Source organism: Serratia sp. YC16 (genome assembly GCF_009707615.1).
Classification (GTDB): Bacteria; Pseudomonadota; Gammaproteobacteria; order Enterobacterales; family Enterobacteriaceae; genus Serratia; species Serratia surfactantfaciens.
In genome coordinates this window covers 146,410-171,909 of record NZ_WLYN01000003.1, presented here as the reverse complement: position 1 = coordinate 171,909, position 25,500 = coordinate 146,410, and the positions used below count along the sequence as shown (strand labels likewise).

General features: G+C 62.0%; 22 protein-coding genes. 6 read left to right on the top strand and 16 right to left on the bottom strand.

Annotation, left to right across the window (positions count from 1 at the left end; all coding sequences use genetic code 11):
• Positions 1-21 precede the first annotated feature (21 nt).
• Positions 22-636 (bottom strand): LysE family translocator, encoded by a 615-nt coding sequence (locus GKN89_RS12675; RefSeq protein WP_019455034.1) that lies wholly within the window; start codon positions 634-636, stop codon positions 22-24.
• Between the two features lie 127 nt (positions 637-763).
• Between GKN89_RS12675 and GKN89_RS12670 the strand changes: the two genes are divergently transcribed.
• From GKN89_RS12670 to GKN89_RS12655, 4 genes are all read left to right on the top strand, one after another.
• A complete protein-coding gene (locus GKN89_RS12670; protein WP_019455035.1) occupies positions 764-1,564 on the top strand; it encodes a threonine/serine exporter ThrE family protein in 801 nt (266 codons plus the stop codon).
• Positions 1,561-2,025 carry a threonine/serine exporter gene (locus tag GKN89_RS12665; RefSeq protein WP_019455036.1) on the top strand — a complete coding sequence of 155 codons (465 nt, stop codon included), beginning with the start codon at positions 1,561-1,563 and terminating at the stop codon, positions 2,023-2,025. Before GKN89_RS12670 ends, GKN89_RS12665 begins: the two co-directional genes overlap by 4 nt.
• A 143-nt stretch (positions 2,026-2,168) precedes the next feature.
• Positions 2,169-2,651, top strand: a complete 483-nt coding sequence (gene folA / locus GKN89_RS12660) for a type 3 dihydrofolate reductase (protein ID WP_074055967.1) — start codon at positions 2,169-2,171, stop codon at positions 2,649-2,651.
• A 181-nt stretch (positions 2,652-2,832) separates the two neighbouring features.
• Positions 2,833-4,722 carry a PhoX family phosphatase gene (locus GKN89_RS12655; RefSeq protein ID WP_019455038.1) on the top strand — a complete coding sequence of 630 codons (1,890 nt, stop codon included), beginning with the start codon at positions 2,833-2,835 and terminating at the stop codon, positions 4,720-4,722.
• A gap of 48 nt (positions 4,723-4,770) precedes the next feature.
• Here the strand turns inward: GKN89_RS12655 and apaH are convergent, their stop codons facing one another.
• The 6 genes from apaH to lptD form a co-directional block, all read right to left on the bottom strand.
• Positions 4,771-5,619: a bis(5'-nucleosyl)-tetraphosphatase (symmetrical) ApaH gene (apaH, locus tag GKN89_RS12650; protein WP_019455039.1), complete on the bottom strand. Its 849-nt coding sequence runs from the start codon at positions 5,617-5,619 to the stop codon at positions 4,771-4,773.
• Positions 5,620-5,621: 2 nt separating this feature from the next.
• Positions 5,622-5,999 (bottom strand): Co2+/Mg2+ efflux protein ApaG, encoded by a 378-nt coding sequence (gene apaG, locus GKN89_RS12645; RefSeq protein WP_019455040.1) that lies wholly within the window; start codon positions 5,997-5,999, stop codon positions 5,622-5,624.
• Between the two features lie 12 nt (positions 6,000-6,011).
• Positions 6,012-6,830: a 16S rRNA (adenine(1518)-N(6)/adenine(1519)-N(6))-dimethyltransferase RsmA gene (rsmA, locus tag GKN89_RS12640; RefSeq protein WP_063918142.1), complete on the bottom strand. Its 819-nt coding sequence runs from the start codon at positions 6,828-6,830 to the stop codon at positions 6,012-6,014.
• Complete coding sequence (gene pdxA, locus GKN89_RS12635) at positions 6,823-7,815, bottom strand: 4-hydroxythreonine-4-phosphate dehydrogenase PdxA (RefSeq protein WP_025159630.1); 993 nt, start codon at positions 7,813-7,815, stop codon at positions 6,823-6,825. The genes rsmA and pdxA overlap by 8 nt, the downstream gene beginning before the upstream one ends.
• Positions 7,802-9,103 (bottom strand): peptidylprolyl isomerase SurA, encoded by a 1,302-nt coding sequence (gene surA, locus GKN89_RS12630; RefSeq protein ID WP_025159631.1) that lies wholly within the window; start codon positions 9,101-9,103, stop codon positions 7,802-7,804. Before surA ends, pdxA begins: the two co-directional genes overlap by 14 nt.
• A 65-nt stretch (positions 9,104-9,168) precedes the next feature.
• Positions 9,169-11,544 carry an LPS assembly protein LptD gene (gene lptD, locus GKN89_RS12625; RefSeq protein WP_154747119.1) on the bottom strand — a complete coding sequence of 792 codons (2,376 nt, stop codon included), beginning with the start codon at positions 11,542-11,544 and terminating at the stop codon, positions 9,169-9,171.
• A 228-nt stretch (positions 11,545-11,772) separates the two neighbouring features.
• On the opposite strand from lptD, the gene djlA reads away from it, so the two are divergent.
• Positions 11,773-12,594 carry a co-chaperone DjlA gene (gene djlA / locus GKN89_RS12620; RefSeq protein ID WP_019455045.1) on the top strand — a complete coding sequence of 274 codons (822 nt, stop codon included), beginning with the start codon at positions 11,773-11,775 and terminating at the stop codon, positions 12,592-12,594.
• 45 nt (positions 12,595-12,639) lie between these two features.
• Here the strand turns inward: djlA and rluA are convergent, their stop codons facing one another.
• From rluA to GKN89_RS12605, 3 genes are all read right to left on the bottom strand, one after another.
• Positions 12,640-13,290, bottom strand: a complete 651-nt coding sequence (gene rluA / locus GKN89_RS12615; protein ID WP_004932866.1) for a bifunctional tRNA pseudouridine(32) synthase/23S rRNA pseudouridine(746) synthase RluA — start codon at positions 13,288-13,290, stop codon at positions 12,640-12,642.
• Between the two features lie 57 nt (positions 13,291-13,347).
• Positions 13,348-16,254, bottom strand: a complete 2,907-nt coding sequence (rapA, locus tag GKN89_RS12610; protein ID WP_025159632.1) for an RNA polymerase-associated protein RapA — start codon at positions 16,252-16,254, stop codon at positions 13,348-13,350.
• Positions 16,255-16,501: 247 nt separating this feature from the next.
• The gene (locus tag GKN89_RS12605) at positions 16,502-18,868 is read right to left on the bottom strand and encodes a DNA polymerase II (protein ID WP_154747118.1); all 2,367 of its coding nucleotides are present in this window, start codon (positions 18,866-18,868) and stop codon (positions 16,502-16,504) included.
• Positions 18,869-19,082: 214 nt separating this feature from the next.
• Between GKN89_RS12605 and GKN89_RS12600 the strand changes: the two genes are divergently transcribed.
• A complete protein-coding gene (locus GKN89_RS12600; protein ID WP_154747117.1) occupies positions 19,083-19,853 on the top strand; it encodes a DedA family protein in 771 nt (256 codons plus the stop codon).
• A gap of 28 nt (positions 19,854-19,881) precedes the next feature.
• Here GKN89_RS12600 and ilvN read toward each other — a convergent pair whose 3' ends face one another.
• The 6 genes from ilvN to thiB form a co-directional block, all read right to left on the bottom strand.
• Positions 19,882-20,175 carry an acetolactate synthase small subunit gene (gene ilvN / locus GKN89_RS12595; protein WP_016929110.1) on the bottom strand — a complete coding sequence of 98 codons (294 nt, stop codon included), beginning with the start codon at positions 20,173-20,175 and terminating at the stop codon, positions 19,882-19,884.
• A 3-nt stretch (positions 20,176-20,178) separates the two neighbouring features.
• Positions 20,179-21,873, bottom strand: coding sequence for an acetolactate synthase large subunit (ilvB, locus tag GKN89_RS12590; protein WP_019455049.1), 1,695 nt, complete (start codon positions 21,871-21,873; stop codon positions 20,179-20,181).
• Positions 21,874-21,984: 111 nt separating this feature from the next.
• A complete protein-coding gene (gene ivbL / locus GKN89_RS12585) occupies positions 21,985-22,098 on the bottom strand; it encodes an ilvB operon leader peptide IvbL (protein WP_154747116.1) in 114 nt (37 codons plus the stop codon).
• An 88-nt stretch (positions 22,099-22,186) separates the two neighbouring features.
• A complete protein-coding gene (gene thiQ, locus GKN89_RS12580; protein ID WP_063918147.1) occupies positions 22,187-22,891 on the bottom strand; it encodes a thiamine ABC transporter ATP-binding protein ThiQ in 705 nt (234 codons plus the stop codon).
• Positions 22,878-24,485: a thiamine/thiamine pyrophosphate ABC transporter permease ThiP gene (gene thiP, locus GKN89_RS12575; protein WP_154747115.1), complete on the bottom strand. Its 1,608-nt coding sequence runs from the start codon at positions 24,483-24,485 to the stop codon at positions 22,878-22,880. The genes thiQ and thiP overlap by 14 nt, the downstream gene beginning before the upstream one ends.
• Positions 24,461-25,447 (bottom strand): thiamine ABC transporter substrate binding subunit, encoded by a 987-nt coding sequence (gene thiB, locus GKN89_RS12570; protein WP_370520201.1) that lies wholly within the window; start codon positions 25,445-25,447, stop codon positions 24,461-24,463. Before thiB ends, thiP begins: the two co-directional genes overlap by 25 nt.
• Positions 25,448-25,500: the final 53 nt, after the last annotated feature.

Here is a 25,500-nt window from a genome sequence, read left to right as displayed (position 1 = left end):
GATGGCGCCCCGTTTTTTTGTTCAGCTCAGCGCGACCTTGATGCCTAAGGCGATCAGCATGCCGCCCAGCAATTTGTCGACGACCTTCTGTGCCTTCTCCAGCCCGCGGCGCACCGGTCCGCTTTGGATCAGGAATACCAGCAGCGGCCACCAGATGACCGACAGGCCGAGAATAATCCCCGCGTACCACAGTTTGTCGCCCAGGCCAGAATCGATCTGCAGCACCTGGGTGAACACCGCCAGGAAGAACAGGGTGGCCTTTGGGTTCAGCAGATTGCACAGGTAGCCTTGCGCAAAGGCGCTCTTCAGGCTGACCTGCTGCTGCGGCAGATTGCTGACGTTCATTTTGCCGCCGCCGCGCGACAGCAGCGCCTGGATGCCGATCCACACCAGATACACCGCCCCAGCGTATTTCAGCAGGTTGAACAGCCACGGCGTAGTGGTGATCACCACCGCCAGCCCGGCGACGCAGTAGGACATGTGGGTGGCGACGCCGCAGATCACGCCGAAGGCGGTCATCATGGCGGCCAGGCGCGGGTAGCGGGCGGCGTTTTTAATCACCAGGAAAAAATCCGGGCCGGGGGAGAGCATGCCAAGGGTGGCGATGCCGGCGACGAACAGCGAAGTTTCAAGCATGGGAGCGTCTCGCGCAAAAGGCAGAATTCTGGCGATAATAACGCCGCTTCCTCTGATGCGCATCAACCCAATGAGGTATTGTTAGGCTCTATGATAATAATTCATCTACCACCCGCGACGGAGCACCATGCAGCAGACTACCGCCACAGACATGCCGGAACCGCATCGGCAACAGCGTGAAATCACCCGCCTGTGCATTCAATGCGCGTTGCTGCTGTTGCAGCACGGCGCCGAGAGCACGGTGGTGGAACAGCTGTCGACCCGCCTGGGGTTGGCGCTGGGGATGGACAGCGTGGAAAGCTCGATCTCCGCCAATGCGGTGGTGCTGACCACCCTCAGCCACGGCGCCTGCCTGACCACCACCCGCAAGAACGTCGATCGCGGCATCAATATGCAGGTGGTGACCGAAGTGCAGCATATCGTGATCCTCGCCGAGCACCACCTGGCGGATGCGCACGACGTGGCGCGCCGCTTTGAAAGGATCCGGCCGCTGCGCTATCCGCGCTGGCTGGTGGTGCTGATGGTGGGGTTGTCCTGCGGGTGCTTCAGCATGCTCAACGGCGGCGGTGGCGACGCCTTCCTGGTGACCTTTATCGCCAGCGGCACGGCGATGTTGGTGCGCCAAATCCTCACCGCCCGGCATATGAATCCGTTGATCAATTTCTGCCTGACGGCGTTTGTCGCTACGTCGATCTCCGGATTGCTGCTGCGCCTGCCGGCGTTTAAAGATACCTCGAGCGTGGCGATGGCCGCCAGCGTGCTGCTGCTGGTGCCGGGCTTTCCGTTGATCAACGCGGTGGCCGACATGTTCAAAGGGCATGTGAATACCGGGCTGGCACGCTGGGCGATGGCCAGCCTGTTGACGTTGGCGACCTGTATCGGCGTGGTGATGGCGATGTCGCTGTGGGATCTGCGGGGGTGGTCATGAATCTGCTGTGGGCCTTGTTGCAGGAGATGCTGTTGGCGGCGGTGCCGGCGCTGGGCTTCGCCATGGTGTTCAACGTGCCGCTGCGTGCGCTGCGCTATTGCGCGTTGCTCGGGGCTATCGGGCGCGGTTCGCGCATGCTGATGATGCACGGCGGCATGAACATCGAGTGGGCCTCGTTGCTGGCGGCGATCCTGATCGGCATCATCGGCATCTATTGGTCGCGCTGGCTGCTGGCGCACCCGAAGGTATTCACCGTGGCGGCGGTGATCCCGATGTTCCCCGGCATTTCCGCCTATACCGCGATGATAACTGTGGTAGAGATCTCGCATCTGGGCTACAGCGAGGCCTTGATGGAGACCATGATCACCAACTTCCTTAAGGCCAGTTTCATCGTCGGCGCCTTGTCGATCGGCCTGTCGTTACCGGGTCTGTGGCTGTACCGCAAACGCCCCGGCGTGTGAAATTTCCCGGCGGAAGAACGTTGGTTATTAGATATGCTGATAAGAGCTATCTTATATATTCATCTTGCTTGATTAGCCTATCGACGGCACTCAGGCCTTTACGTATAGTGTCACCAATTTTGCTGCCTACACAGGGTTAAACAATGATTATCAGCCTGATCGCTGCCTTGGCGGCGGATCGCGTTATTGGCATGGAAAACGCCATGCCGTGGCACCTGCCGGCGGACCTTGCGTGGTTTAAACGCAACACGTTGAATAAGCCGGTTATTATGGGCCGCAAGACCTTCGAGTCCATCGGCCGCCCGCTGCCGGGCCGCCACAATATCGTTTTGAGCAGCCGCCCGGGCAGCGAAGCCGGGGTGACCTGGGCGACTTCGCTGGATGAGGCGCTGGCCGCCGCCGGCGACGTGGAAGAAGTGATGGTGATCGGCGGCGGGCGCATCTATACCCAGCTGCTGCCGCGCGCCGATCGCCTGTACCTGACGCACATCGACGCCGAAGTCGGCGGCGATACCCACTTCCCCGATTACGAGCCGGACGAGTGGGAAACCACCTTCAGCGAGTTCCACGACGCCGACGATCTGAACTCGCACAGCTACTGCTTCGAGATCCTGCAGCGCCGCTGATTTCAGCGCGTTAGCCAGGCTATCCCCGGGGGCGCAAGCAATTGCGCCCCCGGTCTTTTTGCGTCCGTCATGCGTAACCTTTCCGTCACATTACCTGATTAGTATGAAGCCCAACTCCGAGCGCCTCGGCAACTCTGGTGAATCTTGATCGCGGCGCCATAACTAAAAAGGTAACCACGCTATGACCAAGCAAATTGAGCAATTAGACGCCGATCGCCTGATCGATCCCACTCGCCGCAAACTGCTGCTCGGCAGCGCCGGCGCCGTCGGTCTGGCCGGTTTTCTCGGCGGCGGCATCTGGTCGGTCTCCGCCGAGGCGTTGGCCGAGGATCTGCCGCCGAACAGGCTGCTGGGCTTTCAGGGCATCGCCGCGTCGACCGCCGATGAGGTGACCATCACGCCGGGCTACCGGGCCGAGGTGCTGATCTCCTGGGGCGAGCCGCTGGTGGACGGCGCGCCGGCCTTCGATCCGCAGGGCAACAACAGCGCCGCCGATCAGGAAAAGCAGTTTGGCGACAACAACGACGGCATGAGCTTTTTCCCGATCGATGACAATCACGGCGTGATGGCCATCAACAACGAATACGTCAACGAGCAGTACCTGTTCGCCCACGGCGGCACCAAGGCCACTAGCCTGGAAGAAGTGCGCAAGTCGCAGGCGGCGCACGGCGTCTCTATCGTGGCGGTCAAACGCGTCGGCGATGGCCAGCGCTGGGAAGTCGAGCGCCCGTCGCGCTATAACCGCCGCATTACCGCCAACAGCGACATGCAGTTCAGCGGCCCGGCTGCCGGGCATCCGCTGCTGCAGACCGCCGCCGATCCGAGCGGCCGCAAGGTGTTGGGCACCTTCGGCAACTGCGCCAACGGCAAGACGCCGTGGGGCACTTACCTGACCTGTGAAGAAAATTTCGATACCTACTTCGGGACTCACCAGGCCGATTACCCAACCACCCCGGAACAGAAGCGCTACACGCTGAAGGCCAACGAGCCGGAGCGCAACTGGCCGGACTACGACGAACGCTTCGACGTGGCGAAGAACCCCAACGAATTCAACCGCCACGGCTGGATCGTGGAGATCGATCCGCTGGATCCAACCTCGACGCCGATTAAGCACACTGCGCTGGGCCGCTTCAAACATGAGAACGCGGCGGTGACCGTCGCCAAAGATGGCCGTCTGGTGGTGTATATGGGGGACGACGAGCGCGGTGAGCATATCTATAAGTACGTCTCCAAAGGCGTGGTCGACATCGCCAATCCGGCCAACAATCGCACGCTGCTGGACGAAGGGACGCTGTATGTGGCGCAGTTCGACGGCGACGAAGCCGGCACCCCGCTGAAGGGCAAAGGGCGCTGGATTGCGCTCGAGTTCGGCAAGAACGGCCTGACGCCGGAGAACGGTTTCCGCGATGAGGCTGAAGTGCTGATCTTCGCCCGTAAGGCGGCGCAGCAGGTCGGCGCCACTAAAATGGATCGCCCGGAGTGGATCGCGGTGAACCCGCATGATGGCCGCGCGTACTGCACGCTGACCAACAACAGCAAGCGCGGCGAGGAAGGGATGCCGTTGAACGCCGCTAATCCGCGGCCGAACAATGTCTATGGCCAGATTATTCGCTGGGACGAGGGCGGCGACGCCACCGCCGACGCTTTCGCGTGGGATATCTATGCGCTGTGCGGTAACCCGATCGCCCACCCGGAAGGCGTTAACCGCGGCACGCCGAACATCACGGCGGATAACACCTTCAACAGCCCGGACGGGCTGGGATTCGATCGCGCCGGCCGCCTGTGGATCCTCACCGACGGCAAGTACAGCAACAAGGGCGACTACGTCGGGCAGGGCAACAACCAGATGCTGGTGGGCGATCCGGTCAGCGGCGAAATTCGCCGCTTTATGGTGGGGCCGAAGTCCTGCGAACTGACCGGCATCACCTTCACTCCGGACTACAGGACGATGTTCGTCAACGTGCAGCATCCGGGAGAAGAGGGCGATTCGCACTTCCCGAACAACAGTCCGCGCCCGCGTTCATCGGTATTGATGATCACGCGTGAAGATGGCGGGGTGATTGGGGCGTAATGCGATAATATAGAAAACAAAGGCGGCCACGGGGCCGCCTTTGTATTTTCAGGATGCGGCTAATCTGCCGGCGTCAGGCGCTTCGCTGCGATTAGCTGGCTGGGTGAAATAACGACGGTCTTCCCAGCGCAGCATCGTCAGATCGCCGCCCCAGCAGCAGCCGGTATCCAGCCCGATCACGCCTTCCGGCGTGCCCTTGCCTTCGAGCGAGGCCCAATGGCCGAAGATGATGGTGTATTCGGGGTCGATCAGGCGCGGCAGTTCGAACCACGGTTTCAGCGGCGCAGGTGCGCTGCCCGGCGCATCTTTGCAGATCATGTCGAGCTGGCCGTTGGGGAAGCAGTAGCGCATGCGCGTGAACGCATTGGTGCTGAAACGCAGGCGCGCAAGGCCGCTCAACTCCGGCGCCCAGTTGTTCGGCATATCACCGTACATGGCGTCGAGGAACAGCGGGTAGCTGTCGCTGCTCAATACCGCCTCCACTTCGCGCGCACACATTTTCGCGGTGTCGATATCCCACTGCGGGGTGATGCCGGCGTGCGCCATCACCAGCTTTTGCTCATCATCCACCTGCAGCACCGGTTGGCGGCGCAGCCAGTTGATCAGCTCGTCGGCGTCAGGCGCTTCCAGCAGCGGTGTGATGCGATCTTTGGGTTTGTTGCGGCTGATGCCGGCGTAAACCGCCAGCAGGTGCAGATCGTGGTTGCCCAGCACCATGCGCACCGCCGGGCCGAGCGAGCGCACGTAGCGCAGCACGTCCAGCGAGGCGGGGCCGCGCGCCACCAGATCGCCGGTCAGCCACAGTTGATCGCGCTCGGGATCGAAAGCAGCCTGAGCCAGCAGCGACTTCAGTTCATCAAAACAGCCGTGAACGTCGCCGATAAGGTATGTCGACATAATTAATGGATCAGCGTTGGAATGGCTAAGCGGAACACGGGAATAGCGGTGCGGAACGGCTGACCCTGATGATCAACCATTTCGTAATGGCCTTCCATGGTGCCCAGCGGCGTTTCCAGAATGGCGCCGCTGGTATACTGAAACTCTCCGCCGGGCGGAATGACGGGCTGTTCGCCGATCACGCCTTCGCCCTGGACTTCGGTTTGGCGGCCGTTGCTGTTGGTGATCAGCCAGTAACGGCCCAGCAGTTGCACGTCGCTCCGCCCCAAATTGCGGATAGTGATGGTATAGGCGAAGACGTAACGCTCTTCTTCAGGGATCGACTGTGATTCCACATAGATGCTCTGAACCTGAATACACACGCGGGGCGAATCAATCATGACAACAACTCCTTATTGCTGCGGCGCCGGATTGGCTGACAGCCAGTTCGCCAGCTTGCAGTACTGCGCCACAGAAATATTCTCTGCTCTGAGCGAAGGATCGACACCCAGTTCCGTCAGCTGCTCCGGCGTGAACAGGTCGCCCAGGCTATTGCGGATGGTTTTCCGCCGCTGGTTGAACGCCTGCGTGGTGATGCGGCTCAGCATACGCACGTCGCCCACCGGGTTTGGCAGCACGCGGTGCGGCACCAGGCGCACCACGGCGGAATCGACCTTCGGCGGCGGCGCGAACGCGGTCGGCGGCACTTCCAGCACCGGAATGACGTTGCAGTAGTACTGCGCCATCACGGTCAAACGCCCGTAGGCCTTGCTGTCAGGGCCGGCCACCAGACGGTTGACCACCTCTTTCTGCAACATAAAGTGCATGTCGCGGATTGCCTGAGTATAGCTGAAAAGGTGGAACATCAGCGGCGTCGAAATATTGTACGGCAGGTTACCAAATACGCGCAGCGGTTGGCCAGCTTCCTCGGCCAGTTCGGCGAAATTCACCGTCATGGCGTCCTGCTGGCGGATGGTCAGCTTGTCTTTCAGCTGCGGATGATTCTCCAGCCGGGTGGCCAGATCGCGGTCCAGTTCGATCACCGTCATGCGGTCCATGCGCGCGCCGACCGGCTCGGTCAAGGCGCCGAGACCGGGGCCGATCTCAACCACCGCTTCGCCCGGCTGCGGGTGAATGGCGGAGACAATGCTATCGATGACAAACTGATCGGTTAAAAAGTTTTGTCCAAAGCGTTTGCGGGCAAAGTGCCCTTGGTGGACTCTGTTATTCATTACAATTAATTATCATTTTAATGGCGAGATTCAGGGCCGTTTGGAAACTGCCGACATCGGCGGTGCCGGTGCCGGCCAGTTCCAGAGCGGTGCCGTGGTCGACCGAGGTGCGTATGAAAGGCAAACCGAGGGTGATATTCACCGCGCGGCCGAACCCTTGGTATTTTAGCACCGGCAGCCCCTGATCGTGATACATCGCCAGCACCGCATCGGCATCTTGCAGATATTTGGGCTGGAACAGGGTGTCCGCCGGCAGCGGGCCGACAAGATGGATGCCGTCAGCGCGCAGCGCATCGAGCGCCGGGATGATGGTGTCTATCTCTTCGCGCCCCATATGGCCGCCTTCCCCGGCGTGGGGATTCAGACCGCAGACGTAAATGTGCGGCTGGGCGATGCCAAATTTGGTTTTCAGATCGTGGTCGAGAATGCGGATGACTTCGAACAGGCTCTGCTGCGTGATGGCGCCCGGCACCGCCAGCAGCGGCAGGTGGGTGGTCGCCAGCGCCACGCGCAGCTCTTCGGTCGCGAGCATCATCACCACGCGATCGCAGCGGCTGCGATCGGCAAAGAATTCGGTATGGCCGATAAACGGCACGCCGGCGTCGTTGATCACGCCCTTGTTCACCGGGCCGGTGATCAGTGCGGAAAACTCGCCGTTCAGGCAGCCGTCGCAGGCGCGCGCCAGGGTTTCCACCACGTAGGCGCTGTTGCCGACGTTCAACTCACCGGCGGTAACCGGGTGAGCGAGCGGCACCGGCAGCACGGTCAGCGTGCCGGCGCGTTGCGCTTCGGCCGGTTGCTGCGGTTGGTAGTCGCGCAGCGTCAGCGGCAGGCCCAGGCGTTCGGCGCGTTCAAGCAACAAGGCCGGATCGGCGCACACCACCAGCTCAACAGGCCAATCCTGTTGCGCCAGGGCGGCTACCAAATCCGGCCCCACCCCGGCGGGTTCGCCGGGGGTAATGACGACGCGTTTATTGCTGTGCATCGCTGCCATCGAGGATCTTCACGTAGGCCTGGGCGCGCTGTTCCTGCATCCAGGTCTGCGCTTCTTCGGCGAACTTGCGGTTGAACAGCATGCGGTAAGCGCGATCTTTCTGCGCGGCGTCGGTTTTATCCACCTGACGGGTATCCAGCAGCTGAATCAGGTGCCAACCGAAGGAAGAGTGTACCGGCGCGCTGATTTCACCCTTGCTCAGCTTCAGCAGCGCATCGCGGAAGGCCGGATCGTAGATGTCCGGAGAAGCCCAGCCCAGATCGCCGCCCTGCATGGCGGAACCCGGATCTTGCGACAGCTGTTTGGCTTCGTCGGCGAATTTGGCGCGGCCGCTCTTGATGGCTTCCGCCACGGATTGCAGCTTGGCGCGCGCCTGATCGTCAGTCAACACCACGGAAGGCTTCAGCAGGATGTGACGGGCGTGCACTTCGGTGACCGAGACCGACTGGCTGGCGCCGCGGATGTCGTTCACTTTCAGGATATGGAAACCGACGCCGGAACGGATTGGCCCGACGATGTCGCCTTTCTTGGCGCTCACCAGACGTTCCGCGAACAGGGTCGGGATCTCTTGCAGCTTGCCCCAGCCCATGTTGCCGCCTTTCAGCGCCTGAGAGTCGGCGGAGTAGGTGATCGCCAGCTTGCCGAAGTCGGCGCCGCTGTTGATCTCGCCCACCAGACGTTTGGCCAGCTCTTCGGCTTTGTCGACCTGCTGCTGCGACGGGTTCTCAGGCAGCGGGATCAGGATGTGGCTGATGTTCATTTCGGTGTCGCTGCCGTTCTGCGCGCCCACCTGTTTGGCCAGCGAGTCCACTTCCTGCGGCAGGATGGTGACGCGGCGACGCACTTCGTTGTTACGCACTTCGGAGATCAGCATCTCTTTGCGGATCTGCGCGCGATAGGTGTTGTAGTTCAGCCCTTCATACGACAGGCGGCTGCGCAGCTGATCGACGCTCATGCGGTTCTGCGCGGCGATGTTGGCGATCGCCTTGTCCAGATCGGCGTCGGACACGGTGATGCCCATTTTCTTGGCCATCTGCAGCTGGATGTTATCCATGATCAGACGTTCGATGATCTGATGGCGCAGCGTCTTGTCGTCCGGCAGCTGTTGGCCGGCCTGCTGGGCGTTGAGTTTCACCGACTGCAACAGTCCGTTGACGTCGCTTTCGAGTACCACGCCGTTATCCACGACGGCGGCGACTTTATCCACTTCTTGGGGTGCTGCGAACGCGGCATTGGCGCAAACCACCAATCCGAGAATAAGCGTTCTCCAGTTCTTCATACATTTCCCATTATGTAATCCGCAAATGCGGGTGAAAGTTCTCGTTTTCAAAGTGTTGCAAAGCGTCAGAATGCGCGCTGATACGGCAGAATGCCGGAGCGCAGCATTTCCGCGGAGCCGAGACTATGATCGCTGCTCAGGCCGCGCAGTTCGACGTTGAACGAAACTCTGTTGTCGTAAACGCTGGTATTGTTGCTGGTGTTCCAGTCGGTGATCTTGCGCTCATAGCCCAGCGTCACCGCCCAGCAGCAGGTGTTGTACTTCAGCCCTACCAGCTGATCGGCGGATTGTTTGGCGCGGGTGTCGTAGTAGTACGCCCCGACCACCGCCCAACGATCGGCGATCGGCCAGCTGCCGGTGATGCCCACCTGCGAGATGCCGTCCTGGAAGGCCGGAACCGTTTTGGTGTTCAACGCCGTCTGGATATATTCCGGCGTGGCGTAACGGTAGTTCAGCTGCACCACGCGCTCGGCGTCCTGGCGGTATTCCACCACGCCGTTGCCCAGCGAGACGCTGTTCAGGCGGGTGTCGTACTGCAGGCCGCCGCGCAGGCCCCAACGATCGTCGATTTTCCAATAGGTATCGCCGGCCCAGGCCACGCTGCCGGTATCGTCGTTGTTGTCGTATCCCGTCACCTGATCGCCGGTGCGTGAACGGCTGAAGTAGTAGATTTGACCCACGGAAGCGTTAAAACGTTCCACCAGCGCGTCATCATAAATTCGGGTGGTCACACCGGTAGAGACGCGGTTCTGCGAAGCGATGCGATCCAGGCCGCTGTAGGTGCGGTCGCGGAACAGGCCGGAGTAGTCGGTCTGCAGCAGCGTGGTGTCGTAGGTGTAGATGTTGCTCTGGTCGCGGTACGGGACGTACAGGTACTGCACGCGCGGCTCCAGCGTCTGGGTGGCGCCTTCGGCCCAGATCATCGGCCGCTCGAACACCAGCTTGCCGTCGACCTTGAACTGCGGCAGTACGCGGTTGACCGAGTTGTCGAGGTTCGGCGCAGTAACCGGATTGTCCACCGTACTCTTACGATTTTCATAGTTAGCGGCGAAACCGTCAGGAATATCCTGCTGGTAGTGGGTCGCCATCAGCTTGGCTTCGGTGTTCAGGCTGGCCCAGCCGTTGGTGAGCGGCAGGTTGAGCGTCGGCTCCATGTGCAGACGGGTGGCGTCCGGGCTGTACGGGTTGACGCTGGTGAACTTGGCCGCCTGGCCGTAAATATGGAAATCGAACGGGCCGAGGTCGTTCTTGTAGTAGTTCAGATCCAGCTGCGGCTGGACTTTATACGAGTCCGACAGTGAACGATCGGTACCGTCGTAAATCTGGAACTGCTTGGAGCTCAGCGTGGCGTTCCAGTTCTCGTTGGCGTAGCCGAGGCTGAATTTCTGCGTGGCGTAGCCGTCGGTGGTGGAGCCGTATTTGGAGTCCAGATCGGTGAAGTACTTGGAATCGCTGACCTTGGTGTAATCGACGTTGAAGCGCCACACCTGATCCATCACGCCGTTGTGGTTCCAGTAGAACAGCCAGCGTTTGTTGTCGTCATTGGTTTTGCCGTATTCCTTGTCGTCCGGCAACCAGTCGAACTCCATCAGGCCGAGGCCCGGCTGCACCAGATAACGGAACTCGGTCTGCCACTGCAGGCCGCGCTTGGACATATAATGCGGCGTGATGGTGGCGTCGTAGTTCGGCGCGATGTTCCAGTAGTACGGCAACATGAACTCGAAGCCGTTGTTGCTGCCGTATTTGGCGTTCGGGATCAGGAAGCCTGAACGGCGCTTGTCGCCGACCGGCAGCTGCAGGTACGGGCTGTAGAACACCGGCACGCCGCCGATGCGGAAGCGGGCGTTCCACACTTCCGCCACCTGCTCTTCGCGGTCGTGGATCACTTCGGAGCCGACTACGCTCCAGCTGTCGTCGCCCGGCAGACAGGAGGTAAAGGTGCCGTTTTCCAGAATGGTGTAACGGTTGGCGCCGCGCATTTTCATCTTGTCGGCGTCGCCGCGCCCCTGACGGCCTACCATCTGGTAGTCGCCTTCATAGACGTCGGTATCTTTGGTGTTCAGGTTCGACCAGGCCTTCGGGCCTTTCAGTTTGATCTGATTGTCGCTGTAGTGCACGTCACCGGTGGCCGTGACGGTGCGCACGGGCTCCGTCTGACCCGGGTTTTGCGTCTGGTTCAGCTCAACTTCTTTGGCGGTCAGGGTGCTGTTGCCCTGCTCGACACGCACGTTGCCGCTGAACAGGGCGCTTTTCGGGTAGTCGGCGCGCGAGTCGTCGGCATTGATGGTCACAGGCTGGCTGTTTGGATCGCCGCTGACCAAAGGCTTGTCGTAAACGGGAACGCCAAGCATGCATTGCTCGGCCAGATCAGCCAGCGCATGCTGACTGTAGAGTGCCGTCCAAATCATCGTGGCCAGCAGGGTTGGGAAACTTTTTTTCATACGCGGTTTTGGTGTTCCGTCATCAGAGGCGTCGTGTCCGGCAAACGGTCAGAGACTATATTACTCATCTGCGTTGCGCTAGTGCTAAATCCAGCCGTTTACTTGCGTCGTCGTTAGGCGCAAAGATAAATGACAGGTATGATAATCCAAATTCTGGGAAAAATCGCCTGCGCCCTTTCCTGAAACGGAGGAGAGCGGGCGGCTTTCGGCATGATAATTGAGGAGTATATGCAGTATTGGGGAAAACTGCTCGGCGTCATCGTCGCCATCTGGTCTGGCGCGGGATTCTGGGGTGTAGTTCTGGGGCTGATTATCGGTCATATGATCGATACGGCGCGCAGCAACAAGCGCAGCCGGGGTTTTTTCACCGACCAGCAAACGCGGCAAACGCTGTTTTTCCGCACCACTTTTCAGGTGATGGGCCACCTGACCAAATCCAAAGGACGCGTCACCGAGGCGGATATCCAGATTGCCAGCCTGTTCATGGATCGCCTGCAGCTGCACGGCGAAGCGCGCACCGCGGCGCAGCAGGCGTTCCGCGAGGGCAAACAGAGCCAGTTCCCGCTGCGTGAGACGCTGCAGCAGTTCCGCAGCATCTGCTTCGGCCGCTTTGATTTGATTCGGATGTTTCTGGAAATTCAGATTCAGGCGGCGTTCGCCGACGGCTCGCTGCATCCGAATGAACGTCAGGTACTGTACGTCATCGCCGAAGAGCTGGGCATTTCGCGCGCGCAGTTCGATCAGTTCCTCAGCATGATGGAGGGGGGGCGCCAATTCGGCGGCGGTCAACAGGGCGGGTATTCGCAGGGCGGCTATCAGCAGGCTCAGCGCGGCCCGACGCTCGACGATGCGTGCAAGGTGCTCGGCGTGAACAGCAGCGACGATGCCGCCACCATCAAGCGCGCCTACCGTAAGCTGATGAGCGAACACCATCCAGATAAGCTGGTGGCGAAAGGCTTGCCGCCGCAGATGATGGAAATGGCCAAGCAAAAAGCGCAGGAGATTCAGGCGGCGTACGACCTGATCAAACGCGAGAAAGGTTTTAAATAGGCGATGAAAGCGGGCCCGGCATGCCGGGCCCGTTTAACATATGATTCAGAAATCCGGCTCGGCGCGAAAGTGCATCGGCGTCTGGAAGGCGGGATGGGTGATGCGCAACTCTTGCGCATGCAGCTGCAATCGCGGCGCCATCGCCTTAGCTTCCGGCGGGGCGTAGAAACCGTCGCCGAGGATCGGGTGTCCCAGCGCCAGCATGTGCACCCGTAGCTGATGTGAGCGGCCGGTGATCGGCGTCAGCTTCACGCGCGTGCTGCCATCGGCATCGCGCGACAGCACCAGATACTCGGTTTGCGCCGCTTTGCCGGTGTCAAAACACACCTTTTGCAGCGGCCGATTAGGCCAGTCGCAGATCAGCGGCAAATCCACCAACCCCTCGTCATGTTCCATATGCCCCCAAACGCGGGCGATATAGGATTTCTTCGGTTCGCGTTCGCGGAACTGCCGCTTCAGCTCACGCTCGGCGGCCTTGTTGAGCGCCACCACGATCACCCCGCTGGTGGCCATGTCGAGCCGGTGCACCGATTCGGCGGCCGGATGATCGGCCTGAATGCGGGTCATCAGGCTGTCTTTGTTTTCCGGCGCGCGGCCGGGCACCGACAGCAAGCCGCTGGGCTTGTTGACCACCATGATGTGTTCATCCTGATACAGGATGTGCAGCGGGTCCTGCGGGGGATTGTAGGGTTCCATCTTGGCTCCGCGAAAAGGGCCGAACGGGGAGGCGGCTGCCTCCCCGCGTCGCGCCGGTTACTGGTGGGTGACCACCACCAGACGAATGGCATCCAGGCGCCAGCCGGCTTCATTGAGGTTGGCCAGCACCTGACGGCGGTTGAACTCCAGCGTTTCGACTTCGTCGTCGCGAATGTTCGGGTTGACCGCTTTCAGCGCTTCCAGACGCGCCAGCTCGGCGCTCAGCTTGTCGTCCGCCTCTTGTTTGGCTTGCTCGATAAGCGTGCGCGCCTGTGCTTCGACCAGGCTTTCCGCCTGCTGCAGCATGGCGTGCACGTCTTGCTGCACGGCGTTGACCAGCTTGCTGGAGGTGTGGCGGTTGACCGCGTTCAACTGGCGGTTGAAGCTTTCGAACTCGACCTGCGCCGCCAGGTTGGTGCCCTTGCGATCCATCAGCATGCGGATCGGCGTCGGCGGCAGGAAGCGGGTCAGCTGCAGGTGCTTCGGCGCCTGGGCTTCCACCACGTACACCAGCTCAACCAGCAGGGTGCCGACCGGCAACGCTTTGTTTTTCAACAGGGACACCGCACAGCTGCCGGTATCGCCGGACAGGATCAGATCCAGGCCGTTGCGGATGATCGGGTGTTCCCAACTGACGAACTGCGCGTCTTCGCGCGACAGCGCCTGATCGCGGTCGAAGGTGACGGTACAGCCGTCCTGCGGCAGGCCCGGGAAGTCCGGCACCAGCATATGGTCGGACGGCGTCAGCACGATCAGGTTGTCGCTGCGGTCTTCCTGATTGATGCCGACGATGTCGAACAGGTTGAGCGCAAAGCCCACCAGGTTGACGTCGTTATCCTGCTCGGCGATGGCGGCGGCCAGCGCCTGGGCTTTATCGCCGCCGTTGGAGTGCATCTCCAGCAGGCGGTCGCGCCCCTGTTCCAACTGCGCTTTCAATTGATCGTGCTGTTGGCGGCAGGCGTGGATGAATTCGTCCAGCCCTTCCTGCTCGGTCGGCGCGGCCAGAAAACCGATCAACTGCTCATAGCAGCTGTCGTAGATGGTGCGGCCGGTCGGGCAGGTGTGCTCGAAGGCGTCCAGCCCTTCGTGGAACCAGCGGCCCAGCACCGCCTGCGCGGTGTGCTCCAGGTAAGGCACCATGATCTGGATGTCGTGCATCTGGCCTATACGGTCCAGACGGCCGATACGCTGCTCCAGCAGGTCTGGGTTGAACGGCAGATCGAACATCACCAGCTGGCTGGCGAACTGGAAGTTGCGGCCTTCGGAACCGATCTCGGAACACAGCAGCACCTGCGCGCCTTCCTCTTCGGAGGCGAAGTAGGCGGCGGCGCGGTCGCGCTCGATGATCGACAGCCCTTCGTGGAACACCGCGGCGCGGATCGCTTCACGTTCGCGCAGCACCTGCTCCAGCTGCAGCGCAGTGTCGGCCTTGGCGCAGATCACCAGCACTTTTTCGTTGCGGTTGGCCAGCAGGTAATCCAGCAGCCATTCGACGCGCGGGTCGAAGTTCCACCAGGTGGCGTTTTCGCCTTCGAATTCCTGGTAGATTTGCTCCGGGTACAGCATGTCGCGCGCACGGGCTTCGACGGACTTTTTGGCGCCCATGATGCCGGAGACTTTGATCGCGGTCTGATACTGGGTCGGCAACGGCAGCTTGATCTGGTGCAGGTTGCGGTGCGGGAAGCCCTTCACGCCGTTACGGGTGTTGCGGAACAGCACGCGGCTGGTGCCGTGGCGATCCATCAGCATCGAAACCAGCTCCTGGCGCGCCTGCTCGGCGTTGTCGCCTTCGCTGTTGGCGGCTTTGAGCAGCGGCTCGATGTCCTGCTCGTCGATCAGCTCGCCCAGCAGGTTCAGCTTGTCGTCAGCCAGGCGCTCACCGCTCAGCAACAGGGTGACGGCGTCGGCCACCGGACGGTATTTCTGCTGCTCGGCGACGAACTCGCCGTAGTCGTGGAAACGGTTTGGATCGAGCAGGCGCAGGCGCGCAAAGTGGCTCTGTTGGCCGAGCTGTTCCGGGGTGGCGGTCAGCAGCAACACGCCGGGGATATGCTCGGCCAGCTGTTCGATCACCTGATATTCGCGGCTCGGCGCTTCTTCGCTCCAGGCCAGGTGGTGCGCTTCATCGACCACCAGCAGGTCCCACTGGGCGTCCGCCAGCTCTTCCAGACGCTGCTTGTTGCGGCGCACGAAGTCCAGCGAGCAGATCACCAGCTGTTCGGTCTCGAACGGGTTGCTGCTGTCGAGCTTGGCTTCGGCGTAGCGGCTGTCGTCAAACAGCGAGAAGTAGAGGTTGAAGCGGCGCATCATCTCCACCAGCCACTGGTGCTGCAGCGTTTCCGGCACCACGATCAGCACGCGCTCGGCGCGGCCCGCCAGCAGCTGCTGGTGGATGATCATGCCGGCTTCGATGGTTTTGCCGAGGCCGACTTCGTCCGCGAGCAGAACGCGCGGCGCATGGCGCTGGCCGACTTCATGGGCGATGTGCAGCTGGTGCGGGATCAGACTGGCGCGCATGCCGCGCAGGCCGGCGAACGGCAGGCGATACTGCTCGCTCTGGTATTTGCGCGCGCGAAAACGCAGCGCGAAACGGTCCATGCGGTCGATCTGGCCGGCGAACAGACGATCCTGCGGTTTGCTGAAGGTCAGTTTGCTGTCCAGCAGCACTTCGCGCATCGCCACGCCGCTTTCCTGGGTGTCCAGACGGGTGCCGATATAGGTCAACAGACCGTTTTCCTCTTTCACCTCTTCCACCTGCAGCTGCCAGCCCTCGTGGCTGCTGACGGTATCGCCCGGGTTGAACATCACGCGGGTGATCGGCGAATCGTTTCTGGCATAGAGGCGGTTTTCACCGGTGGCGGGGAAAAGCAGGGTAATCATGCGCGCATCCAGCGCCACGACGGTTCCCAATCCTAATTCGCTTTCCGTGTCGCTGATCCAGCGTTGACCAAGAGTAAAAGGCATATATTGTCGGCTCGATTCTTTGTAAGTAAGTCTTGTTACCGGGCGGGAAGGGCCGCGGCACCTGTACTGAACGTCAGCTAATCCCGGTTTGTTTTAAATTTGGCGGGCAATAGCCGTTCACGCCATGCAGACGTCGCGAGACGGCAGGGCTAAGCGTGGTTCAGTTTTGGGAAGGGCGCTATGGTAATGGAAGGCGGCGCGTTCGTCACCTGCAAAACCCGATGATTTTTCTTAACCTGGCGCAATCTCAAAACAGCCCCATTTGCCCGGTGACCAGCGTGGTGAAATCGTCGTGCAAGAAAGGGAGTATAGCGTCTGCCACCGGTTGCAGCTGGCGTTCGAGGTAATGCTGATAGTCGATGGGCGAATGGCGGGTTTCCAGCGGTTCCGGCCCGGCCACGGTCATCACGTAGCTGATCCAGCCGCCGTTCTGATACTGCAGCGGCCGCCCCTGTTGGCGGTTGTAGTCGTCGGCGATGCGCGCGGCGCGGGCATGTGGCGGCACGTTGCGCTGATAGTCGTCGAGCTTTCTGCGCAGGCGTTTGCGGTACACCAGCTGATCGTCGAAGTCGCCGTTCAGGGTTTTGCCGATGTAGTCGCGCACATAGTCCTGATAGGGCTGCCGTTTGAAGATGCGCTGATAGAGCTGTTGCTGGAACTGCTGCGCCAGCGGCGTCCAGTCGGTGCGCACCGTTTCCAGCCCTTTGTACACCATCTCTTCCTCGCCGTCGGCGCGTGCGATCAGGCCGGCATAGCGTTTTTTGCTGCCCTGTTCGGCGCCGCGAATGGTCGGCATCAGGAAACGGGAGTAGTGGGTTTCGAACTCCAGCTCCAGCGCGTTCTCCAGCCCGAACTGCTGCTGCAGCTGCTGCCGCCACCAGGCGTTGACCCGTTGCACCAGCGCCCGGCCGATCTGCGCCGCCTGTTGCTCGTCATGCGGCTGTTTCAGCCACACGAAGGTGGAATCGGTATCGCCGTAAATTACCTGGTAGCCTTCGGCTTCGATCAGCTCGCGGGTTTGCCGCATGATCTCGTGGCCACGCAGGGTGATCGACGACGCCAGCCGCGGATCGAAGAAGCGGCAGCCGCTCGATCCCAGCACGCCGTACAGCGCGTTCATGATGATTTTCAACGCCTGCGACAGGGGCTTGTTGTGCTGGCGTTTGGCGGCCTCGCGGCCCTGCCAGATCTGCTCGACGATCGCCGGCAGGCAGTGTTTGCTGCGCGAGAAGCGGGCGTTGCGAAAGCCGGGCACCGAGTCGGCGTCGCCCGGATGGCGCATGCCCTCCACCAGCCCGACCGGATCGATCAGGAAGGTGCGGATGATCGACGGGTACAGGCTTTTATAGTCCAGCACCAGCACCGAGTCGTACAGGCCGGGCCGCGAGTCCATCACGAAGCCGCCGGGGCTGTGCTCCTCCGGCTGTTCGCCGAGGTTGGGGGCGACAAAGCCCAGGCGGTGCATGCGCGGCATATAGAGGTGGCTGAAGGCTGCCACCGAGCCACCGCTGCGATCGGCCGCCAGCCCGGTGACGGTGGCGCGCTCCAGCAGGAAGTTCAGCAGATCGGCCTTGGCGAAGATGCGCGTCACCAGCTCGCAGTCCTTCAGGTTGTAGCGGGCCAGCGCCGGCTTGTCTTCAGCGAAGCGCCGGTCGATCTCCGCCATGCGCTGATAAGGGTTGTCGATCGCCTTGCCTTCACCCAACAGTTCCTGCGAAACGTATTCCAGGCTGAAGGAGGGAAAGTTCCAGGTGGCGGATTTCAGCGCTTCGATGCCGTCGATGATCAGCCGGCCGGCGGCGGCGGCGAAAAAGTGGTTCTGTTTGAAGCCGTGCTCGCGCCACTCCAGCAGGTTGCCGCCGCGCCCCAGCCGCAGCGGGATCTGGTAGCGCTCGGCATGCTTTTGCAGCACCCGCAGATCGAACTGCACCAGGTTCCAGCCGATGATGGCGTCGGGATCGTGGCGTTCCAGCCAGGCGTTCAACCGTTCCAGCAGCTGGGGGCGGCTGGCGCAATATTCCAGATCGAAATCCAACGGCTCATCGCCGCCGTTGGCCGGCCCCAGCATGTACACCTGCCGCTGGCCGCAGCCTTCCAGCGCGATGGAGTAAAGTTCGCCGTGGGCGGTGGTCTCGATATCCAGCGATACCAGCTTGAGCGTTGGGCGGTACTCCGGCGCCGGCTTCATCTGGCCATTGAGCAACAGGCCGCCGCCGTTGGGGTTGCCGTTGAACCACACCGGCGCGGTGATGAAGCGCTCCATCAGGTAGCGCTCCGGTGGGCGAATGTCGGCCTCGTAGACCGCAACGCCGCCTTCCCGCAGCAGTTTTTCCAGCTTGATGAGCTGACGGTGCTGGCGGCAGTAAAGCCCCAGCATCGGGCGGTGGTGAAAATCCGTCAGTGCCAGCGGTTTCAGTTCGACTTGCCGCTCTTCCCGCAGCAGCAGTTCCACGCGCTGCCGGTGTTCGGCGGGGATAAACGCCACCGAGGTTTGCGGCGGCAGACGCAGCTGACGCGGGCCCGCGTCGGTCGCCAGCCAAAATTCGACCTCGGTGCCGGTGGGCGTGTCGCGCCAGTGGCGAGTGAGCAGGAAACCCTGTTGCAGTGCTGTCATAACCCCTTCGTCTTCCGCCGGGTGGCGTGCGCGACATTCAGCGAGATGTCGGTTTTGGCGCTAATATAGATAAATTATAGTATGGGTTTTTATACAGTGATTGTCCATTGCCGCGCGGTGTTGCCAAATACGCATACAATTCATCGATTGACTCGTCTGCGGCGGCACTGGAAAATCCTCCGCCCGTTTGGCCCGAATAATCCACAGAGGTGTAATGGAAGCCTATTTACAAGATTTGATCACCCAGTCACTGGCTTTCACCCTGATGGTCGTCCTGCTGGTCGCTTTTCTGGAGTCGCTGGCACTGGTGGGGCTGCTGCTGCCCGGCACGGTGATGATGGCCAGCATCGGCGCGTTGATCGGCAGCGGCAAGGTGGACTTTTACTACGCCTGGGCGGCGGGCATCGTCGGCTGCCTGCTCGGCGACTGGATCTCTTATTTCGTCGGCCGCGCGTTCAAGGGGCCTTTACACCGTTGGTCTTTCCTGAAGAAGAACAAGGCGCTGCTAGACAAAACCGAGCACGCCTTGCACCAGCACAGCATGGCGACCATTCTGATCGGCCGTTTCGTCGGCCCGACGCGCCCGCTGGTGCCGATGGTGGCCGGCATGCTCGATCTGCCGCCGTACAAGTTCGCGCTGCCGAACATCATCGGTTGCCTGACCTGGCCGCCGGTTTATTTCTTTCCCGGCATTCTGGCGGGCGTGGCGATCGATATTCCCGCCGGTGCCGACAGCGCGATGTTCAAGTGGCTGCTGCTTGCGGCGGCGCTGCTTGTCTGGCTGGCGGCATGGTTGAGCTGGCGCTGGTGGCGTGAGGGCAAGCGCAACGCCGATCGTCTGAGCCGTTGGCTGACGCCGCTGCGGCTGCGCGTGGTGTGCGGATTGAGTTGGTTGGTGGCACTGGCGGCCGGTTATGCGCTGAGCCAGCAGCCGCTGATGCCGGTGTATCGCCACCTGCTGTGGAAGGTGTTGTCGGGTCAATGACAAAAGGGGGCGAAAGCCCCCGTTCGCCTTACTGGAAGAACGCTTCCAGCTGTTCAAATACCCGCACGTCTTCGCTGTGGCGCTTCACCTGCAGCACATCCTCCAGCTTTTCCACCTGGCTTATCATCTGCTCCAGCCGCTGATCGTCGGCGACCAGTAGCCAAATGCGGCTTTGCTGGCCGTCCTTCAACGGCAGACACAAAATGCCTTCGACGTTGAACGCGCGGCGAGCGAACAGCCCGCAAACGTGCGACATCACGCCGGGATGGTTGCGCACCGCCAGCTCCAGGATCACCTGGGGTTTATCTTGTGGTTGCAGCATGGCTTATTCTCCAATCATGTCGATGTTGGCGGCGCCCGGCGGCACCATCGGGAACACTTTTTCATTAATATCGATCAGCGCGTGGATCAGACAGGGGCCCGGTCGTTGGATCGCCTCGGCCAGCGCCGCTTGCGGATCTTCCGCAGCATTCAGATCGCAGGTATCCAACCCGAATCCGGCGGCGATTTTCAGGAAGTCGGTGCGCTTCGGATAGGCGGCGGCGAAGATGCGCTGCTGGTAGAACAGGGTTTGCTGCTGGTGCACCAGCCCCAGCGCCTGGTTGTTCATCAAAATGATTTTCACGTCCAGATCGTGCTCGACCGCGGTGGCCATTTCCTGAATGTTCATCATCAGGCTGCCGTCACCGGAGAAGCACAGCACTTTGCGCTCAGGCTCCGCCAACGCCGCGCCGATCGCCGCCGGCAGGCCGAAGCCCATGGTGCCCAGACCGCCCGAAGTCAGCCACTGGCGCGGCCGGCTCAGCGGATAGGCCTGCGCCACCCACATCTGATGCTGGCCCACGTCGGTGGTGATGATGGCGTTATCGTCCACGCAGCGCGCGGCGGCCAATACCAGGCCGTAATGGCTCAGCGGATCGTCGGCGTTCGGCATGTTGAACGGGAATTCGCGCTTCAGGTCATTGACGGTGTTCAGCCACGCGCTGCGCGGCTGCGTGTCGATCTGTGGCAGCAACTGTTGCAGCACCTGGCCGACGTCGGCATGGATCGCCACGTTGGCCTGTTTGACCTTGCCCAGCTCGGCGCGATCGATATCCACGTGAATGATGGCGGCGTTAGGGCAGAACTGCTCGGTTTTGCCGATTGCCCGGTCGTCGAAACGCGCGCCCAGCACGATCAGCAGATCGGCCTCCTGCAGAATGAAGTTGGTGCTGCGCGCCGCGTGCATGCCCAGCATGCCCAGCGACAGCGGGTGTTCCACCGGCATCGCGCCCAGCGCCATCAGCGTCATGGTGGTGGGCAGGCTGGCGCGCTCGGCCAGTTCCAGCGCCTGCCGGTGGGCGTCGGCGCAGATGATGCCGCCGCCCAGGTAAAGGATCGGGCGTTTTGCCTGATTGATCATCGCGGCGGCCTGCGAAACCAGTGCCGGATCGAAGCTCGGGGCGGCGTCCGGCACGGCGATCGGCGGCAGCTCTTCCAGCGTGATGGTGGCGGTTTGCACGTCTTTCGGCACATCGATCCAGACCGGGCCCGGGCGGCCTGACTCGGCGATGCGGAACGCGTCGCCGATCACCTGTGGCAGCTCGCGGATATCACGCACCAGATGGTTGTGCTTGGTGATCGGGATGGAAATGCCGTAGGTGTCCACTTCCTGGAAAGCGTCGGTGCCGATCATTGAGGAGGGCACCTGCCCGGTGATGCACACCAGCGGAATGGAATCGAGCTTGGCGTCGGCGATGGCGGTAACCAGGTTGGTGGCGCCCGGCCCGCTGGAGGCGATGCACACCGCCGCCTTGCCGTTGGCGCGCGCCATACCCTGCGCCATAAAGCCCGCGCCCTGTTCGTGGCGCGCCAGCACGTGGTGAATGCGGGTGCTTTGGCTCAGCGCGTCATACAGCGGCAGCGCGGCGCCGCCGGGAATGCCGGCGACGGTAGTGATGCCCTGACGCTCCAGCAGATGAACGATCAATTGTGCGCCGGTAAAGCTGGTGCCCGGTTGAGGCGTGCCCGAAGTTGCCATGTTCCTGTCCTTTCTCAAGGCCGGTGAGCTTTGCTGGGCAGGGTGCTAAAACAAGAAACCCCGCCCGGTTTGCGCCGGCGGGGTTTGGGAATCGATGCGTTGATTCGGACCCTACGGCGCATTGCCGACGACCACCACCACACGCACGACGACCACCGCGGCTGGTAGCGCGGTAACTAGTAGGGTCGAAGTCAGCGAGGATGCGATCACAGGGAACCTTATCATCAGTAAAAAAAGTCAGGTTTTTATAAAAACACAGGCGCAAAATTCGCACAACAGGTTTATTGGCGCAGCATAAAAAACGAGCGTCAGATCACGCTTTACCCGAAATGCCCAGCACGCGCGCTTCGGGCGCGCTGCCGTCCAGCAGGGCCTGCGTCGGGCCGTCGTAGTAGATGCGGCCGTCGACCACCAGCAGCGTGCGCGGCGCGATGCGCGCGGCGTCGTCGAGGTTGTGCGATACCATCAGCAGCGTCAGGTTGCGCTGTTCGCACACCGTCCGCAGCAGTTGCAGCATCTCGTTGCGCAGCGCCGGGTCGAGCGCCGAGAAGGGTTCGTCGAGCAGCAGGATCGGCCGCTGGCGAATCAAACAGCGCGCCAGCGCGGCGCGCTGACGCTGGCCGCCCGAAAGTTGCGACGGCAGGCGTTCCAGATGCTCTTCCAGGCCGACTTGCCGGGCGATTTGCGCCCGCTGTTGGCGCTGCTGCGCGTTCAAGCGCAGGCCGGGATCCAACCCCAATCCGATGTTCTGCGCCACCGTCAGGTGCGCGAACAGATTGTTTTCCTGAAACAGCATCGACACCGGCCGTTTGGCCGGCGGTGTGGCGGTGTGATCCTCACCGTTCAGCAGCAGCCGGCCGCTGGCCGCCGGCAGAAAACCGGCGATCAGGCTCAGCAAGGTGCTTTTGCCGGCGCCGCTGGGGCCGAGCACCGCGACGCGCTCGCCCGGCTGGATGCGCAGGTCAAAGCGCATCGGCAGGTGGTCATACAGATAGGTCAGTTTTTCAAGCGTCAGCATGGCGGCCCGGTAAGCGTTCGATCAGGGTAAACAGCAGGAAGCATAACAGCAGCAACAGCAGCGCGGTCACCGCGCCGTCATGGCTGCGGTAGGCGCCAATCTGCTGATACAGATAAAAAGGCAGGGTACGGAAATGCTCGTTGCCAAACAAGGCGACCACGCCGAAATCGCCGATCGACAGCACGCAGGCGAAGGCCAGCGCCTGCGCCAGCGGGCGGCGCAAGGCGCGCAGCTCAATCAGCCGCAGCCGTTGCCAGCCGCGGATATCCAGCGACAGGCACAGCGGGTTGTAACGTTCGGCGAGGTCGCGCATCGGATTCTCCAACACCTTGAGCGCATAGGGCACCGCCATCAGCGCATTGGTGAGGATCACCAGCGCATAGGGCGACTGCGGCAACCCGATGGTATCGCTCAGCAGCAGGAAGAAGCCGGTGGCCAGCACGATGCCCGGCATCGCCAGGATCACCATGCCGCTCAGCTCCAGCGCCTGGCCGCCGCGCAGCTGCTGCCGCAGCTTCAACTCGCGGCTGCTCCACAGCAGCATCAGGGTGAGCGCCACACACAGCAGCCCGGCGCCGAGGGCGATGCGCAGCGACGTGAACAGGGCCTGCCACAGCACTGGCTGGCGCAGTACGCTGAGGATAGCCTGGTTGGCGCCATCGGCGATCACCGCCAGCAAGGGCGGCAGCAACAGCAACAGCGCGGCGGCGATCAGCAGGGAATCGCCGATGCGTCGCCACAGGCTGTCTTCCGGATTGCGCCAGCGCTGGGCGTGGGTATGCCCCACCGGCAATGCCTGGCTCAGGCGCTGACTGATCAACACCAGCCCGAGACAACAGCCCAGCTGGATCAGCGCCAGCATGGCGGCGCGTCCCAGATCGTAGTCGTAACTCAGCGCCTGGTAGATCGCCAGTTCGATGGTGGTGGCCTGCGGCCCGCCGCCCAGCGACAGCACGGTGGCGAAGCTGGCGAAGCACAACATGAAGATCAGCGCGCCGCTCGGCAGGATTTGGCGGCGCAGCGCCGGCCATTCGACGAAGCGGAACTGCTGCCAGCCGCTCATGCCCAGTTGGGCGGCCAATTGGCGCTGTTCCACCGGAATATTCTCCAGCGCCTGCAGCAACAGGCGGGTCGCCAGCGGCAGGTTAAAGAACAGGTGCGCCAGCAGAATGCCCTGCAGGCCGTAAGGCGAGAAGCCATACTCCACGCCCAGCCAGCCGCACAGCGTCGCCAGCCAGCCCTGGCGCCCATAGACGCTGAGCAGGCCGAATACCGCCACCAACACCGGCAGCACCAGCGTCATGGCGCACAGCCGCAGCAGCAGTTGCCGGCCGGGGAAACGGCGGCGATAGAGCGCGCGCGCCAGCGGGATGGCGGGCAGCACCGAGATCAGCGCCGACAGCAGCGCCTGCCAAAAGGTGAAGCGCACCACGTGCCACAGATAGCTGTCCTGCGACAGGCTGCGCCAGTCGCTGTCCGGCGCGTGACGCCACAGCGAACCCATCGCCAGCGCGGCGACCAGCAGGATCACGCTGGCGGCCAGCAGCCCCGGCCAGAGCCAGCGGGGGATCAGCGGCTGACGGCGGTTTGCCATGCCCGGATCCAGCCGCCGCGTTGTGTGGCCACCTCTTCGGCGCTGTACTGCAGCGCGGTATGCGGTACGTTCATCTGTTCAAAGCCGACGGGCAGCGGAGTGTTGATCACCGGGTACATCCAGTTGCCGGTCGGGATGGTGTTCTGGAATGCCGGCGTCACCATGAACTGCATGAAACGTTCCGCCAGTTCGGGCTGTTTGGCGGCCTTCAGCTTGCCGGCCACTTCCACCTGCAGGTAGTGGCCTTCGCTGAACATGGCGGCGGCGTAGAGGTCTTTTTTCTCTGCGATCAGGTGATAGGCGGGAGAGGTGGTGTAGCTGAGCACCAGATCGCCTTCGCCTTTCAGGAACAGGCCGTAGGCTTCACTCCAGCCTTTGGTGACGGTAACGGTCTTCTTCGCCAGCTGCTGCCAGGCGGCTGGCGCCTTGTCGCCATACACTTTCTGCATCCACAGCAGCAGGCCGAGCCCCGGCGTGCTGGTGCGCGGATCTTCGTAGATCACTTTCCAGTTGCGATCGCTGCTGACCAGCTCCTGCAGGCTTTTCGGCGGGTTCTTCAGTTTTTCTTTGTTGTAGACGAAGGCGAAGTACCCGTAATCGTAAGGCACGAAGGTCACGTCCTGCCAGCCGCCCGGCACCGTCAGCCTGGCGGTGTCGACGCCGCTCGGCGCGAACAGGCCGGTTTGCTGCGCCGCCTGCAGCAGGTTGTTGTCCAACCCCAGCACCACGTCGGCGGCGCTGTTCTTGCCCTCCATGCGCAGACGGTTCAGCAGCGAAACGCCGTCTTCCAGCGCGACGAACTTCAGTTCACAGTCGCACTCGGCCTCGAAGGCTTTCTTCACCGCCGGGCCAGGGCCCCAGTCGGCGGCGAAGGAATCGTAGGTGTAAACCGTCAGCGTTGGCTTGGCGAACACCGGCGCGGCGCACAGCAGCAATAAGCAGGGCAGATATTTTTTGACCACGTTGCACTCCTGAGAAATAAGGGGGCAAGGGCATCTGAGGGGGCGAGGCGGCG